Origin of the sequence: Campylobacter concisus, from assembly GCF_902460845.1 — a bacterium.
Taxonomy (GTDB): Bacteria; Campylobacterota; Campylobacteria; order Campylobacterales; family Campylobacteraceae; genus Campylobacter_A; species Campylobacter_A concisus_X.
This window is the reverse complement of record NZ_CABPVS010000002.1, coordinates 139,904-155,395: the sequence shown is the minus strand read 5'-3', so window position 1 is coordinate 155,395 and position 15,492 is coordinate 139,904. Positions and strand designations below refer to the sequence as shown.

The 15,492-nt window shown below is 36.8% G+C and carries 13 protein-coding genes and 5 tRNA genes; 1 reads left to right on the top strand and 17 read right to left on the bottom strand.

Annotation, left to right across the window (positions count from 1 at the left end; translation table 11 throughout):
• Positions 1–16: 16 nt before the first annotated feature.
• From rpsL to F3H00_RS02320, 17 genes are all read right to left on the bottom strand, one after another.
• The gene (gene rpsL, locus F3H00_RS02400) at positions 17–415 is read right to left on the bottom strand and encodes a 30S ribosomal protein S12 (protein ID WP_021090705.1); all 399 of its coding nucleotides are present in this window, start codon (positions 413–415) and stop codon (positions 17–19) included.
• Positions 416–546: 131 nt separating this feature from the next.
• Positions 547–936, bottom strand: coding sequence for a DoxX family protein (locus tag F3H00_RS02395; protein ID WP_054196410.1), 390 nt, complete (start codon positions 934–936; stop codon positions 547–549).
• A gap of 120 nt (positions 937–1,056) precedes the next feature.
• On the bottom strand, positions 1,057–5,571 hold the full coding sequence (gene rpoC / locus F3H00_RS02390) for a DNA-directed RNA polymerase subunit beta' (RefSeq protein WP_148798311.1): 4,515 nt from the start codon (positions 5,569–5,571) through the stop codon (positions 1,057–1,059).
• Positions 5,558–9,703 (bottom strand): DNA-directed RNA polymerase subunit beta, encoded by a 4,146-nt coding sequence (gene rpoB, locus F3H00_RS02385; RefSeq protein WP_148798309.1) that lies wholly within the window; start codon positions 9,701–9,703, stop codon positions 5,558–5,560. The genes rpoC and rpoB overlap by 14 nt, the downstream gene beginning before the upstream one ends.
• 118 nt (positions 9,704–9,821) lie before the next feature.
• On the bottom strand, positions 9,822–10,202 hold the full coding sequence (rplL, locus tag F3H00_RS02380) for a 50S ribosomal protein L7/L12 (protein ID WP_021090592.1): 381 nt from the start codon (positions 10,200–10,202) through the stop codon (positions 9,822–9,824).
• A 31-nt stretch (positions 10,203–10,233) separates the two neighbouring features.
• Positions 10,234–10,719 carry a 50S ribosomal protein L10 gene (gene rplJ, locus F3H00_RS02375; protein ID WP_148798307.1) on the bottom strand — a complete coding sequence of 162 codons (486 nt, stop codon included), beginning with the start codon at positions 10,717–10,719 and terminating at the stop codon, positions 10,234–10,236.
• A gap of 105 nt (positions 10,720–10,824) precedes the next feature.
• Positions 10,825–11,526: a 50S ribosomal protein L1 gene (rplA, locus tag F3H00_RS02370; RefSeq protein WP_021091006.1), complete on the bottom strand. Its 702-nt coding sequence runs from the start codon at positions 11,524–11,526 to the stop codon at positions 10,825–10,827.
• A gap of 59 nt (positions 11,527–11,585) precedes the next feature.
• Positions 11,586–12,011 (bottom strand): 50S ribosomal protein L11, encoded by a 426-nt coding sequence (gene rplK / locus F3H00_RS02365; RefSeq protein ID WP_021091067.1) that lies wholly within the window; start codon positions 12,009–12,011, stop codon positions 11,586–11,588.
• Between the two features lie 10 nt (positions 12,012–12,021).
• The gene (nusG, locus tag F3H00_RS02360; protein WP_021090793.1) at positions 12,022–12,552 is read right to left on the bottom strand and encodes a transcription termination/antitermination protein NusG; all 531 of its coding nucleotides are present in this window, start codon (positions 12,550–12,552) and stop codon (positions 12,022–12,024) included.
• Between the two features lie 15 nt (positions 12,553–12,567).
• Positions 12,568–12,747, bottom strand: a complete 180-nt coding sequence (gene secE, locus F3H00_RS02355) for a preprotein translocase subunit SecE (protein WP_035167317.1) — start codon at positions 12,745–12,747, stop codon at positions 12,568–12,570.
• A 17-nt stretch (positions 12,748–12,764) separates the two neighbouring features.
• Positions 12,765–12,840, bottom strand: a tRNA-Trp gene (locus tag F3H00_RS02350).
• 13 nt (positions 12,841–12,853) lie between these two features.
• Positions 12,854–13,012 (bottom strand): 50S ribosomal protein L33, encoded by a 159-nt coding sequence (gene rpmG / locus F3H00_RS02345; RefSeq protein WP_035167196.1) that lies wholly within the window; start codon positions 13,010–13,012, stop codon positions 12,854–12,856.
• A 57-nt stretch (positions 13,013–13,069) separates the two neighbouring features.
• Complete coding sequence (tuf, locus tag F3H00_RS02340; protein ID WP_021090663.1) at positions 13,070–14,269, bottom strand: elongation factor Tu; 1,200 nt, start codon at positions 14,267–14,269, stop codon at positions 13,070–13,072.
• Positions 14,270–14,342: 73 nt separating this feature from the next.
• Positions 14,343–14,417: transfer RNA gene (locus F3H00_RS02335), tRNA-Thr, on the bottom strand.
• Between the two features lie 126 nt (positions 14,418–14,543).
• Positions 14,544–14,620, bottom strand: a tRNA-Gly gene (locus tag F3H00_RS02330).
• A gap of 7 nt (positions 14,621–14,627) precedes the next feature.
• Positions 14,628–14,712: transfer RNA gene (locus F3H00_RS02325), tRNA-Tyr, on the bottom strand.
• Positions 14,713–14,766: 54 nt separating this feature from the next.
• Positions 14,767–14,842 (bottom strand) — tRNA-Thr (locus tag F3H00_RS02320).
• Between the two features lie 236 nt (positions 14,843–15,078).
• Here F3H00_RS02320 and F3H00_RS02315 point away from each other — a divergent pair.
• Positions 15,079–15,327 (top strand): hypothetical protein, encoded by a 249-nt coding sequence (locus F3H00_RS02315; RefSeq protein WP_021090800.1) that lies wholly within the window; start codon positions 15,079–15,081, stop codon positions 15,325–15,327.
• The last annotated feature ends 165 nt before the right edge of the window (positions 15,328–15,492 follow it).

The window sequence follows — 15,492 nt, the reverse complement described above, 5'->3', positions numbered from 1 at the left end:
CTGCGAACCTAAATTTTTACTTTTTTGTTGCAGCTGCAGCGCCAGCTTTAGGGCGTTTTGCACCATATTTAGAACGAGAAACTGTTCTTTTTGCAACACCAGCAGTATCAAGCGCACCACGAACGATGTGATATTTAACACCTGGTAAGTCTTTAACCCTACCGCCGCGAACTAAAACGATACTGTGTTCTTGTAGGTTGTGACCTTCACCACCGATATAGCTGATGACTTCAAAACCGCTTGTTAGCCTAACTTTGGCAACTTTCCTCAAAGCCGAGTTTGGTTTTTTAGGAGTTGTAGTATAAACCCTAGTGCAAACTCCTCTTCTTTGAGGGCACTCTTTTAACGCTGGAGATTTTGACTTAACAGTCACTTTCTTGCGTTCTTTTCTGACCAATTGATTTATGGTTGGCACAATAATTCCTTTCAACTAAATTTATTAAAAAGACCTAATTTTATTTAAAATAAACTTAAATAACGGTTAATAAGTTAGACTTGTTCATCTAATTCTTGATTTTATAAAAACTCTGCTGTCTTTATTTTGTATTAGTCTTGTTTGACAGCATATTTGCCACTACCTATCAAAAGAATACAAAGTGAAATAGCAATATAAAGGTAAATAAGCTCTGATTTAAATCCATTAACCTCGTTTAATGCAAATAAATTTGCAAATCCATAGTACGAGTATAAAATAGTAATACTAGTACCTAAAACTAGGATAGCGCCTACCCTTGAATAAAAACCAATAATTAACATAATTGGCGCTAAGACCTCTCCAAGGTAAGAAAAATATGCCAAAAATCCAGGTAAACCAGCATTTACTAGTATACCTTTTACCCCACTAAGTCCATGTAAAATTTTACCAAAACCATGCATAAAAAGGCAGATACCAAGTCCTAAACGTATAAATAAAAGTCCAAGATCAATGTTTTTCATAAATTCTCCATGATGTGATTTAAAGATAAGGATTTTATTAGGTGATAGTTAATAGCTTGTAAATTTTTAATTGATTTAATTTTATAAAGAGGTTAAGCCCCAAAATAGGGGCTTGAAGTATTAGTTTTCTTTGATTTTTACTTTTTTATCCTTATAAAAACCAGTTCCAACTGGGATCATACGTCCAAGGATGACGTTCTCTTTTAGATCTTCAAGATAGTCAAATTTAGCAGCAATCGACGCTTCTGTTAAGACTTTAGTTGTCTCTTGGAATGATGCAGCAGAGATCACGCTATCACTTCCGATAGCCGCTCTTGTAACACCAAGAAGGATTGGCTCAGCAATAGCTGGCTCGCCACCCATTTTCATTATGCGCTCGTTCTCTTCTTTAAATTTGTTTCTTGAAACCATATCGCCAACGATGAAATTTGTATTTCCACTATCAACAATTTTAACTTGGCGAAGCATTTGAGATACGATGATCTCGATATGCTTATCAGCGATCGCAACACCTTGACGGCGATAAACTTGCTGAATTTCGCTGATTAGATAGTAATGAAGCGCTTTCTCGCCAAGAATTCTTAAAATATCGTGGCTTGAGATTAGCCCATCAGTTAGTTTCTCACCAACATGGACAAATTCACCGTCTCTTACTTGTATCTGACGACTTTTCTCGATCAAATACTCAGCAGTTGTGCCATCTTCAGCTTGGATGATTATGCGCTCTTTTGAGCGAAGTGGCTTGTCGAATCTAACCACACCATCAATCTCTGCAACAATAGCTGTATTTTTAGGGCGTCTTGCTTCAAATAGCTCACTAACTCTTGGAAGACCACCAGTGATATCTTTTGACTTAGCGACGGCTTTTGGAGTCTTAGCCAAAATATCAGCCTGTGCTACTTCATCTCCGCTTGAAACAAAGATCGCAGTTTTTGGATCAAGCGGATACTTGATTAAATTTCCTTTTTTAGTAGCGATAATAATCGCAGGTTTTACACCGCTTGGCAAATACTCATTGATAACAAGACGTCTTTGTCCAGTCGCCTCATCTGCTTGCTCAGTCGCACTATATCCTGGTTCAATATCCTCAAAGCTAACCACACCAGCTTCTTCAGCAATAGTTGGAGTTGAGTATGGGTCCCACTCAGCAATAATCAACTTATCATCTTTTTCAGGTAACGAAACCACTGTCGCTCTCTCAACTGTATCATTATCAGAAACTTGAATGATAGAATTTCTTGGGATATAATGGCGAACCGCCTCACGTCCATCTTTATCAGAAACAACTACAAAGAAACCTTTTTCAGTTACTTTGTGACCTTTTTTGATATCTTTAACCCTATCAAGATAATCACCTTTTAATATGAAAAATTTAACTACACCATTTGCGTCAGCTAAAATTTTACGAGTTACCGGATCTCCGTCTGAAATTTTAAGTTCACTAGCGTATGGGATACGATTTGGGATATTCCAACCCTCTTTTATGATCTCAACGATACTTTCATTCTCTTTTACTTTATCGCCACTTACATAAGGTATATACATCTTTCCTTCGATCTTTCCGCTAACACCAGCTAATTCATTTGGCTTAGCAAGATCGTTTCTTCTAATTGTATATTTAACCTCTTCTTTTTTACCTTTTATCACGATATTTACATCTTCGTGGGCATATTCGATCTCTATTTTGCCGTCAATCGTTGATTTAATCTTTGGCTCAACAAGTAGCACAGCCGCGCTTCTTCTATTTGCAACGATCTTCTTATCGCCATTATCATAAGTATTAAGGTTATAATATCTGATGAATCCCTCTTTTTGAGCGATTACTTGGCGATCTTGTTGCTCAGTAGAAGCCGTACCACCGATGTGGAATGTTCTTAATGTTAGCTGCGTACCTGGCTCACCGATAGACTGAGCTGAGATAATGCCAACTGCTTCACCTGGTTTTACAAGTTTGCCCTCGCCCAAGTTTAAGCCGTAGCATTTTGCACAAACACCTTTTGGTGCCTTGCACGTAATAGGCGTTCTAATGCTCACTGATTTTATGCCAGCTTCTGTTATAGCTCTAGCTTTTTCTTCATCAAGTAATGTGCCTTCGCTAAATAAAATTTCATTTGTTATAGGATCGATCACATCATCTGCTAAAACACGCCCCAAGACTCTCTCTTCAAGGCTCTCTATTAGCTCGCCACTCTCTGTGATATCTGTGATCTCAACACCCTCGTGCGTACCGCAGTCGTGCATTGTGACTTTAACATTTTGAGCAACGTCGATTAGTTTTCTCGTTAAATAACCAGCGTTGGCTGTTTTTAGCGCGGTATCTGCAAGTCCTTTTCTAGCTCCGTGGGTAGAGTTAAAGTACTCCATTATATTTAGACCTTCACGGAAGTTTGAAATGATTGGCGTTTCAATGATCGAACCGTCAGGTTTTGCCATAAGACCACGCATGCCAGCTAGCTGGCGAATTTGCGCTGCACTACCTCTCGCACCTGAGTCTGCCATCATATAAATCGAGTTAAATCCACCTTTATCGTTTTGGATAAGTTTCATCATCTCGCTTGCAACGCTATTGTTTGTATCTGTCCAGATATCGATAATCTTGTTGTATCTCTCACTATCTGTTAAAAGACCAGCGCCGTATTGCTTTTGAATTTCTCGAACTTTTTTCTTAGCTTCGTCAATATATTTTTGCTTGCTATCAGGCACGATGATATCAGCAATAGAGATAGAAATTCCCGCTTTTGTAGCATATCTAAAGCCTAAATTTTTAAGCTTATCAAGGAAATCGGCCGTTACTTCAAGGCCGCCATTTCTATAAACATAATCAACCAAATTTGCAATGTCTTTTTTCTTCATGATCTTATTCCACATATTTTCAGGGACAAAATCAGGAAGTATCGCTCTTAAGATCAAGCGACCAGCTGTTGTAAAGATGATCTTGTTATCAACCATTGTCTTAATTTTAGCGTGAAGACCAAGAGTATTAGCCTCTTCAGCGATCATTACTTCATCAACGCTTGAGAAAATTTTATTTGCACCTTTTTCGTCATTTCTCTCTAGGCTTAAATAATAAATTCCTAAAACCATATCTTGTGAAGGGACTGCGATAGCCTTACCACTTGCAGGAAGCAAGATGTTCATTGAACTAAGCATCAAAATTTTGCACTCAGCGATAGCTTCCTGCGATAGTGGTACGTGAACAGCCATTTGGTCGCCGTCGAAGTCAGCGTTGAACGCCGCACAAACTAGTGGATGAAGTTGGATAGCCTTGCCCTCAACAAGCACTGGGTGAAATGCCTGGATAGAAAGCTTGTGAAGTGTTGGAGCACGGTTTAGCATAACTGGATAGTCTTTAACGACCTCTTCTAGGCACTCCCAAACCTCATTTGTCTTATCTTCTATCATCTTTTTAGCTTGCTTAACAGTTGTTGCATAGCCTTTTTCTTCAAGGCGAGCAAGCAAATGTGGCTTAAATAGCTCTAGAGCCATCTTCTTTGGAAGACCGCACTGATCCATCTTTAGCTTTGGACCAACGACGATAACAGAACGTCCAGAGAAGTCAACACGCTTACCTAGCAAATTCTGGCGGAAGCGGCCTTGCTTACCTTTGATGATCTCACTTAGTGATTTTAGTGGGCGTTTGTTTGCACCTTTTACTGCATTTGCTCTGCGGCCATTGTCAAATAACGCGTCAACTGCCTCTTGAAGCATTCTCTTTTCATTTCTTATAATGATCTCAGGTGCGTCAAGCTCAAGTAGACGTTTTAGACGACTGTTTCTGTTTATTACACGGCGATATAAGTCGTTTACGTCTGAAACAGCAAATTTGCCACCATCAAGGCTAACTAATGGTCTAAGATCAGGTGGAAGAACTGGTAAATTTGTTATCATCATCCACTCTGGGCGGTTACCTGAATTTAAAAAGCTCTCGATAACTTTTAGACGTTTTACGATAGTTTTTTTCTTAGCCTCAGAATTTGTAGACTCCATCTCTTCTTTTAATTGATTTAAAATTTCCATCAAATCAAGCTCAGCTAGCATGTCATAGATGACCTCGCCACCCATTCTAGCTGTAAAACCAGTCTCTTCGTATCTTGAAGCTAGGCTTTGATATTGCTCTTCGTTTAAAACGTCGTATTTTTCAACTTTTTTAGAATTTTCATTGTCGTAATAAGCCTCGCCAGCATTATCAACAATGTATGCCTCATAGTAAAGTACGCGCTCAAGATCTTTCATCTTAATACCAAGAAGTGCGCCAATACGGCTTGGCAAGAAATTTACATACCAAATGTGAGCTACTGGAGTTACAAGCTCGATGTGGCCCATGCGAGAACGGCGAACTTTAGATGTCGTTACTTCAACACCGCACTTTTCGCACTTGATGCCTTTATAACGCATCTTTTTATATTTGCCACAAAGGCACTCGTAGTCACGGATCGGTCCAAAAATTTTCGCACAAAATAAGCCGTCACGCTCAGGTTTTAGCGTACGGTAGTTGATAGTCTCTGGTTTTTTAACCTCGCCATAACTCCAAGATTTTATCTTCTCAGGACTTGCTAAACGAAGTTGAAAAGCTTCAAAATCACGAGGTCTATGCTCTTCTTTTATCTCAACTGGTTTTAAATTAGTTAGTTTCATTTGTCTCATCCTCATCATATACTTCTACATCAAGAGCTAGTGATTTTAGCTCGTTTGTTAGAACAAAGAACGTCTCAGGGATACCAGTCTCAGGAACGTTTTCACCTCTTGTTAAAGCTTTGTAAGCAGAAAGTCTTCCCTCAACATCATCTGATTTTACAGTTAGCATCTCTCTTAGTGTATGAGCGGCACCATAAGCCTCAAGTGCCCAAACCTCCATCTCACCAAACCTTTGACCACCAAATAGCGCCTTACCGCCGACAGGTTGCTGTGTAACAAGGCTATATGGTCCAGTGCTTCTTGCGTGAACTTTTTCATCAACCAAGTGGTGAAGTTTTAGCATATACATACAACCAACATTAACACGTTCTCTTATCTTTGAGCCTGTGCGTCCATCGTATAGCTCAGTTTTACCATCGCTATCTATCTTTGCCATCTCAAATAGTTTTGCAAATTCGTCAGCCTTAACGCCTTCAAAAATCGGAGTTGCAAATCTTACGCCATTACTCCAATCTTTTGCATACTCAAGAAGCTTCTCATCACTCATCTTACCAAGAGCTTTTTTAGCATCCATTAGCTTAGCAACACCCGCTATCTCTATCATCTTAGCTCTTAGCTCTTTTATCCACTCGCCTTTTTTGGTTTCAAAAATTTCATTTATCTGCTCGCCTAAGCGGTAGCCAACAAGACCAAGGTGGCTCTCTAAAATTTGACCAATGTTCATACGGCTTGGAACGCCAAGTGGGTTTAGCACGATATCAACGATCTGACCGCTTGGAAGATACGGCATATCGACTTCTCTTACTATATTTGAAACGATACCTTTGTTACCGTGACGTCCAGCCATTTTATCGCCGACTTTTAGTTTGCGTTTTGTAGCTATGTAAACTTTTACAAGCTTTACAACGCCGCTTGGTAAAATGTCATCTTTTTCTAAAATTTCTATCTTAGCATCGTGCTCTTCTTTGAGCTTTTTCTTCTCATTTTGGAAGTAATTTTTTAGCTCGTCATATTTCTTTTGGATATCTTTTGAAAAGCTTTTAACGATAGCATTTAGGGTAAATCTATTTATATTTTCAAGATCAGCCTTATTGATCTTTGATCCTTTCTTATACTCTTTTTTATTTACCTCTTGATCACTTGCTAGTGGATTTTTAGAAAGAAGTGCTGTAACTTTTAGCATCTCTTCGCGGTCTAGCATAAGTAGTCTATCGTGATGTTCTTTTTCTAAAAGAGTCTTCTCTTCTTCGTAAGCTTTATTTGTTCTGCTATCTTTTTCATAACCTTTTTTGGTGAAAATTTTAACATCAACAACCACGCCTTCCATCGAAGCTGAAGCGTAGAGCGATTTGTTTACAACGTGACCAGCCTTTTCACCAAAGATCGCACGAAGCAACCTCTCTTCTGGAGTTGGCTTAACTTCGCCTTTTGGAGATACTTTGCCAACAAGGATCATACCAGGCTTAATCTCTGTACCAATTTTGACAATACCACTTTCATCAAGGTGCATGAGATCCTCTTCTTTGACGTTTGGTATATCTTTTGTTATCTCCTCAACGCCGTCTTTTAACTCACGAGCTTCGATCTCTTTTTCATAGATATGAACACTCGTAAAGGCGTCTTCACGTATCATTTTTTCACTAATGACGATCGCGTCTTCGTAGTTGTAGCCATTCCAAGGCATAAATGCTATTAGTGCGTTTTTACCAATGGCTAGCTCGCCTTTTTCCATACTTGGACCGTCAGCAATTATTTGACCAGCAACGATCTCATCGCCTTTTTTAACAATTGGATGTTGTGAAAATGTCGTATTTTGGTTTGTTCTTAAATTTTTCTCTAAAGAGTAGTGATCGATATATGGACCAGCTTCGTCTTCGCCTAAAATGAATATATTTTTATTATCAACCTTTTCAACCACACCACTACGTCTTGCTTTTACGCTTTCCCATGCATCTCTTGCAATAACGCTTTCCATACCTGTTCCAACAATAGGAGCAGTTGAGCGAAGTAGTGGTACTGCCTGACGTTGCATGTTTGAACCCATTAGAGCACGGTTAGCATCATCATGCTCTAGGAATGGAATAAGTGAAGCCGCAACACCAGCTATCATACCAGAACAAAGGTCGATCAAAGTAACATCTTCTCTACGCGCAAGCATCATCTCGCCATCTTTTCTAACCTCAATCAAGTCCTCAACGATATGCCCATTTTCATCAAGTTTGGTTGATGCTGGAGCTATAACATTACCCTCTTCTTGAGTTGCGGTTAAATAAACTATCTCATCAGTTACTTTGCCATCTATAACTTTTTTGTAAGGAGCTTCAACAAAGCCAAGATCATTTACTTTTGCATAGGTTGAAAGCGTATTGATAAGACCAATATTTTGACCTTCTGGAGTCTCAACTGGACAAATTCTACCGTAATGAGTTGGATGAACGTCGCGCACTTCAAATCCAGCACGCTCTTTTACTAAGCCACCCTCGCCAAGTGCAGATAGACGGCGCTTGTGAGTAACTTCACTAAGTGGGTTTGTCTGGTCCATAAACTGGCTTAGCTGACCGCCTGTGAAAAATTCCATAATTGTGGCAGTAATCATTTTTGGATTAATGAGGTCATATGGCATAATCTCTTCAGTATTATTGCTTAAGCTTGTAAATTTGTCACGGATTGCCTTTTGCATCTTTACAAAACCAAGGTGAAGTTCGCTAGCGAGTAGCTCACCGATTGACCTTATACGGCGGTTACCAAGGTGGTCGCGATCATCAATGTGACCTTGTCCGTTTTTAACCTTTATAAGATATTTTGCAGTTTTTATGATATCTTCACTTGTTAGTAAAGTAACGTATTCTGGCACATCAAGAGAGAGCTTATGGTTCATTTTCATACGACCAACTTTTGTTAAATCGTATCTCTCGGGGTTAAATAGCATATCATTTACAAAACTCTTTGCAGCCTCTTTTACAACTGGCTCTCCTGGTCTCATAACCTTATAAATTCTAATAGCCGCAAGATCATTTTCATCATCCACGCCCTCAGTTTGTTTTAAAACCTTAAGCATATCGTTGTCAGCTATAAAAGAATTTATAATTGCATCATCAACACCAGCAGCAGAGTTATTTATAATCTCAATACTTTCATGCTCAGCTAAAATTTTTGCAAGTTTATTCTCGTCAAGAGCAGATAGTGTATCATATAAAATTTCTCCACTCTCTGTATTTATTACAGGATTTGCCAAATATCTACCAATAAGTGCTTCAACTGGGTATTCAACAAATTTTACTCCATCCTCGATCAACTTGTCAGCTTTTTTCTTAGTAAGACGTTTGCCTGCTTGGTGAAGAATTTCTCCATCTTCGTTTTTTATATCATATTCAACTCTTCCCAAATAATCTTCAGGATTAAAAAGAGTTAAAAATTTGTTATTTTTAATAATTAAATTTTGTATCGGGTAAAACAACTTAATAATATCTTGTTTTTTATATCCAAGTGCCCTAAATAATATAGTTACTGGTACTTTTCTGCGTTTATTTATCCTAACATATAAAATATCTTTTGTGTCATATTCAAAGTGTAGCCAAGAGCCACGGTCTGGTATTATTTGAGCTGTATAAATTAATTTATTTGCAACGGTCGCGCTCTCTTCTTGTTTAAAAATAACACCTGGGCTTCTATGAAGTTGATTTACAACAACACGCTCAACACCATTTATAATAAATGAAATTCTATCAGTCATTAGTGGAATTTCACGTATAAAAATTTCTTGTTCTTTTATATCTTTAACACCGACTTTATCACCTGTCTTATCATCTTTCTCATGAACGATAAGGCGTATTTTCATCTTTAAATTTACAGAGTATGTAAGACCTCTTTCTATACACTCTCTGATCGTATATTTTGGTTTTCCAATTTCTGAGCCAACATATTCTAAAGTCAAACGATTTTGCGGATCATGTATTGGAAAGATTGATTTAAAAACTTTTTCTATACCGCTTTCTGCTTGATTGTTATTTAAATTTAAAAAATTATCAAAGCTCTTTTTTTGTAGTTGTAGTAGGTTCGGAACGTCTATCTCCTTAACGACATTAGAGAAGTCAACCCTAAGACGATTTCCTGAGTATAAGCTATTTAACATTGCATCTACCTCGTGGTAATTTTGAAAGAAAAGTATAGCCTTTTAAAAAGGCATCTAAAATTTAAAAAAGAGAGGGGCTTTGCCCTCTCTTGAAATATTAAGCTCAAATAATAAAAAATTATTTAAGTTCAACCTTAGCACCAGCTTCTTCAAGCTCTTTTTTAGCTGCCTCAGCCTCATCTTTGCTAACGCCTTCTTTAAGAACAGATGGTGTTCCCTCAACTGCGTCTTTAGCTTCTTTAAGACCAAGACCAGTAAGCGCTCTAACAACTTTAATAACGTTGATTTTCTTATCACCAGAATCTACCAAAACAATGTTAAATTCTGTTTTTTCCTCTGCTGCAGCTGCTGCACCACCTGCTGCAACAGCACCACCTGCTACCATTACAGGAGCAGCGCTAACACCAAATTTCTCTTCGAACTCTTTTACAAGTTCACTAAGTTCAAGTACAGAAAGATTAGATATAAACTCTAATACATCTTCTTTAGTAATTGCCATTTTTAATCCTTATTATTTTTTTTAATTTAAATTAAGCTGATTGTTCTTTTTTCTCTTTAAGCGCATTCAAACCAATTGTGAAATTTTGAATTGGCGCATTCCAAACTTGTAAAAGCATCGCAATAAGCTCATCACGGCTAGGCATTTTAGATAGAGCTTTAACTTTATCAACGCTAGCAACTTCGCCATCAATATAAGCTGTTTTTATTTTGAAAATATCAGCATTAGACTCTTCAAATTTTGCGGCTACTTTAGTTACTGCTAATTGATCTTCGCTCCAAAGATAGATATTTGTATCTTTGAGTTCCATTCCGACTTTATCAGAATTTTTAAGAGCAATATTTGCAAGAGTATTTTTAATAACCTGAACTTTTACATTTTGTTCTTTAGCAGAATTTCTTAAAACTTCAAGTTTCTTTACTGAAAGGCCACGATAGTCACAAACTATAATAGCTTCAGCAGTTTTAAATTCACTCTCTAATTTTGCAACAACTTCAGTTTTTTCGTTACGTGTCACTTTTTCTCCTTTCCGACCGGTAATTTCAAGCAGAGCGGGTCGAATCAATTAAGCCCAATGGCCTCGGCTATCTCCAATCTAAGATATAAATTTTAATTTTTAGTTTTATTTTAAGTCCATAACTTCTTGAGTATCAAGAGCTATAGATGGGCTCATTGTCAAAGACAACGAAGCATTTTTAACATATCTACCCTTTGCAGTTGCAGGCTTATGTTTATTGATCGCTTTAATAAATGTTGAAATATTTTCATTTAATTGTTCTTTAGTAAAATTAACTTTACCAAGGCCTGCATGTATATTTCCTTGCTTATCAACACGGAAATTTACTTGACCACTTTTTGCATTATTAACTGCTTGTGCAACATCCATTGTAACTGTACCAGTTTTTGGATTTGGCATTAATCCTTTTGGTCCTAAAATTCTACCGACCTTACCTACAAGGCCCATTAAATTTGGAGTAGCTATAAGAACATCAAAATTCATTATACCTTTTTGAATATCTTCAACTAAATCATCTGCACCAACAATATCAGCACCAGCTGCTTTAGCCTCATCAGCTTTAGCATCTTTTGCAATAACAGCAACTCTTACAGTTTTACCTGTACCAGCTGGCAAAACTACTGAACCACGAACCATTTGATCAGCATGTCTTGGATCAACATTTAATTTTAATGCGATCTCAACTGTTTCATTAAATTTAGCAGAAGCCAGAGTTTTAACTGTGTCAATAGCCTCGCTAAGGTTATAAATTTTATCTTGCTCTACTTTTTTGAGCAATTCTTGAAATCTCTTGCTAGTTTTTCCCATAAATTTCTCCGCATATATATTGCTTCCGTCTTTTGCTAATCAACCTGACGGTAAAGGCTTTAGTCTACTACTTCGACACCCATTGAGCGAGCTGAGCCAGCAATAATCTTGGCTGCTTGCTCTTTATCATTTGTATTCAAATCAACAAGTTTTTTCTCAACTATTTCCAGAACTTGAGCTTTTGTTAATTTACCTACTTTATTTTTTAAAGGATTATCAGTTCCTTTTGTTATACCTGCAGCCTTTTTAATAAGATCTGTAGCAGGAGGCTGTTTTGTGATAAATGTAAAACTCTTATCAGCATAAACAGTTATAACAACTGGAATATTAAACCCAACCATGTCTTTTGTTCTTTCATTAAAGGCTTTACAAAATTCCATAATATTAACACCTTTTTGTCCAAGAGCTGGACCAACTGGTGGACTAGGATTTGCTTTTGTTGCAGCAATTTGTAATTTTATTTCACCTATAACTTTTTTAGCCATTTCTTGCTCCTTAAATTATCTTCTCAACTTGTGAATACAAAATATCAACAGGGGTACTTCTACCAAAAATAGAAACATTAAGTCTAAGTTTACCATGTATCATGTCATATTCTTCAACAATACCTGTAAAGTTAGCAAAAGGACCTTCTGTTATACGAACACTCTCACCATCCTCAAAGAATATCTTAGGTTTTGGTGCAGCCCTTTTTTGAACTTTTTCCAAAATAGTATTTATATCTTTTTCAGATAATGGCGTAGGTTTTTTGGCCTCACCAATAAAACGTCCAACTTTTGGTAAAGATTGAATCCTGTGCCAAAGAGCCGTATCAAGATCTAAGCACGCAAAAGCATAACCTGGGTAAAGAGTTCTTTCGTTGATTTTTTGCTTACCATTTTTTATTTCTATTACGTCTTCTGTAGGAACTATAATTTCTTTTAGTTGATCTTCTATTCCATGATCTTTTACTAAATTTTCAATTCCTCTTTTTACTGCCATTTCGCTTCCAGCGTAAGTCTGTATAGCATACCATTTATGTGACATTACTTTTTCCTTATATCATATAACTTTAGATAAAACAAAGGACATAATAACATCAACAAGAGCTAAAAAAAGTGATACAACAGCAACTACGATAAAAACTGCAAAAAAAGCATTTCTAATTTGTTCTTTTGTAGGATAGATAACCTTCATTATTTCCAATTTAGAAAGCCTAATATAATTTATAATTTTTTCCATAATCTTAACCTTAGTCGTGGCAGGGCAAGAGGGATTCGAACCCCCAACCATTGGATTTGGAATCCAGCGCTCTACCGTTGGAGCTATTGCCCTAATAGCTTCTTAATTAACTTTTTAATTTAACTTCTTTGTGAATAGTATGTTTTTTTAATCTCGGGCAATACTTTTTAAGCTCAACTTTGTCTGTAGTAGTTTTACTATTTTTTGTTGTTGTATAATTTATATCACCACTTTCGGAGCATTTTAAACCAATTTTAATTCTCATATAAGTCCTTATCAAGATATCAAAGGGAATATCCTCCCTTTGACAAATTTTTATAAATTAACCAAGTATTTTTGAAACAACACCTGAACCAACGGTTCTACCACCTTCACGGATAGCAAAACGAGTGCCTTCCTCAAGTGCTACTGGAGCAATCAATTCAACAGAAATTCTTACATTATCACCTGGCATAACCATCTCTGTTCCTTCTGGAAGCGTAATTGAACCAGTAACATCAGTTGTTCTTACGTAGAATTGTGGTCTATAGTTATTAAAGAAAGGAGTATGGCGACCACCTTCTTCTTTTGTCAAGATGTAGACTTCGCCTTCAAATTTTGTATGAGGGGTAATTGATTTAGGCTTGCAAAGAACCATACCACGCTCAACATCCTCTTTCTTAGTACCACGAAGAAGAACGCCGACATTATCACCAGCTTCGCCTTGATCCATCTCTTTTCTAAACATTTCAACACCAGTAACTGTTGTTGTTTGAGTTGGCTTAATACCAACAATTTCAATTGTGTCACCAACCTTTATAACACCTTTTTCAATTCTACCAGTTACAACTGTACCACGACCTGAAATCGAAAAAACATCTTCGATTGGCATAAGAAGGTCTTTATCTGTTGCACGAACTGGAGTTGGAATATAGCTATCAACTGCATCCATTAATTCCATAATTTTTGCTGACCATTCGCCATCTTGACCAGCTTTTGCCTCTTCAAGAGCTTTAAGTGCTGAACCAGAAACAATAGGTGTATCATCGCCTGGAAAATTATACTCATTAAGTAATTCGCGGATTTCCATTTCAACCAATTCAAGAAGCTCAGCATCATCAACCATATCAGCTTTGTTCATAAAAACAACAATGTATGGAACACCAACTTGGCGTGATAACAAAATATGCTCTCTAGTTTGTGGCATTGGGCCATCAGCTGCAGAAACAACCAGAATAGCTCCATCCATTTGTGCAGCACCTGTAATCATATTTTTTACATAGTCGGCGTGACCAGGGCAGTCAACGTGAGCATAGTGGCGTTTCTCTGTCTCGTACTCAATATGTGAAGTAGCAATTGTAATACCACGCTCTTTTTCTTCTGGAGCATTATCAATATTATCATAATCTTTTAGCTCAGCAAGTCCTTTGCGTGAAAGAACAGCAGATATTGCAGCTGTTAATGTAGTTTTACCATGATCTACGTGACCAATAGTACCTATGTTTACGTGCGGCTTGTTACGTGAAAATTTTTCTTTAGCCATCTTTTCCTCCGTATGTGATATATGTCTTTTTCTTACCAAATTTGTATAATCATAATAAAATCATATTAACCAGTGGAGCTCATAGCGGGACTTGAACCCGCGACCTCTTCCTTACCAAGGAAGTGCTCTACCTCTGAGCCATATGAGCGAAAAACGCTTGGCAGAGATGATTCCAATTAAATAATACAAACAACTAAAAATTTTGAAAATAAAGTAAGGAATAACTGTGTTTAGTAAAATCTAGATACAGCTCCCAGTTTATTTTCCCAAATTTTGGAGCGGGAAACGGGGCTCGAACCCGCGACCCTCAGCTTGGAAGGCTGATGCTCTAGCCAACTGAGCTACTCCCGCATAACAATGGTGGTGAGACGTGGATTCGAACCACGGAAGACATAGTCAGCAGATTTACAGTCTGCCCTCGTTGGCCGCTTGAGTATCTCACCTTAAACATTAATAAACTATTTTGGTATTTTCTGGTCAAACACTGTTACAAAAAATGGAGCTGGTGAACGGACTTGAACCGCCGACCCACTGCTTACAAGGCAGTAGCTCTACCAACTGAGCTACACCAGCACCTGTTTTGTGAAGTGGCAATTATATATCAAAACAATGTAAAAGTCAAGGGAAATTTAAAAAATTTTCATAAAAATTAAAATTATAAAATACAGCCATTTAAGAATACAAATTTTTATTAGATTTAAATTCATAATACATCATTAAGCATTTATGAAAAATGTATAATTTTTATAGTTTTATTTTTTTTAAAAGCTAAAATTTCTATAATTACAAAAAATATATAAGGATTTAATATGCAATTTTTACCTTGGGCGATAATTTTATTACTAATTTACGTAATTTATTTTCTAATGATACGTTATGAAAAAAGAATATCAACTCTTAGCAAATTAATTGAACAAAATAGTGATGGTATTAAGGAAAATAGGGATTTGATTGGACAAAATAGATCACTTATTGAAAAAAATAAACACGATATCGAAAAAAATACAAAAGACATCATAACAAATGTTGAAAAAGTAGATATCGATTTGGAAGACTAAAGTTTCTGATTTCTTATCTCGGCTATTAATAAATTTGCTAGAATTTTTTATTTAAGATTTTAGCAAATCATTTTTTATTTGAGAATTTTATATTTATTGTATTCTTCAGCTAGTAAAAGTTGTGTATGTATTTGTTATGAGCGGATGTATAAAAATTTATAGTTT

Coding starts and splice junctions, on each gene's coding strand:
- F3H00_RS02395 (WP_054196410.1), bottom strand. CDS start 936: ATGAAAAACATTGATCTTGGACTTTTATTTATACGTTTAGGACTTGGT.
- rpoC (WP_148798311.1), bottom strand. CDS start 5,571: ATGAAACTAACTAATTTAAAACCAGTTGAGATAAAAGAAGAGCATAGA.
- rpoB (WP_148798309.1), bottom strand. CDS start 9,703: ATGTTAAATAGCTTATACTCAGGAAATCGTCTTAGGGTTGACTTCTCT.
- rplL (WP_021090592.1), bottom strand. CDS start 10,202: ATGGCAATTACTAAAGAAGATGTATTAGAGTTTATATCTAATCTTTCT.
- rplA (WP_021091006.1), bottom strand. CDS start 11,526: ATGGGAAAAACTAGCAAGAGATTTCAAGAATTGCTCAAAAAAGTAGAG.
- rplK (WP_021091067.1), bottom strand. CDS start 12,011: ATGGCTAAAAAAGTTATAGGTGAAATAAAATTACAAATTGCTGCAACA.
- nusG (WP_021090793.1), bottom strand. CDS start 12,552: ATGTCACATAAATGGTATGCTATACAGACTTACGCTGGAAGCGAAATG.
- secE (WP_035167317.1), bottom strand. CDS start 12,747: ATGGAAAAAATTATAAATTATATTAGGCTTTCTAAATTGGAAATAATG.
- rpmG (WP_035167196.1), bottom strand. CDS start 13,012: ATGAGAATTAAAATTGGTTTAAAATGCTCCGAAAGTGGTGATATAAAT.
- tuf (WP_021090663.1), bottom strand. CDS start 14,269: ATGGCTAAAGAAAAATTTTCACGTAACAAGCCGCACGTAAACATAGGT.
- F3H00_RS02315 (WP_021090800.1), top strand. CDS start 15,079: ATGCAATTTTTACCTTGGGCGATAATTTTATTACTAATTTACGTAATT.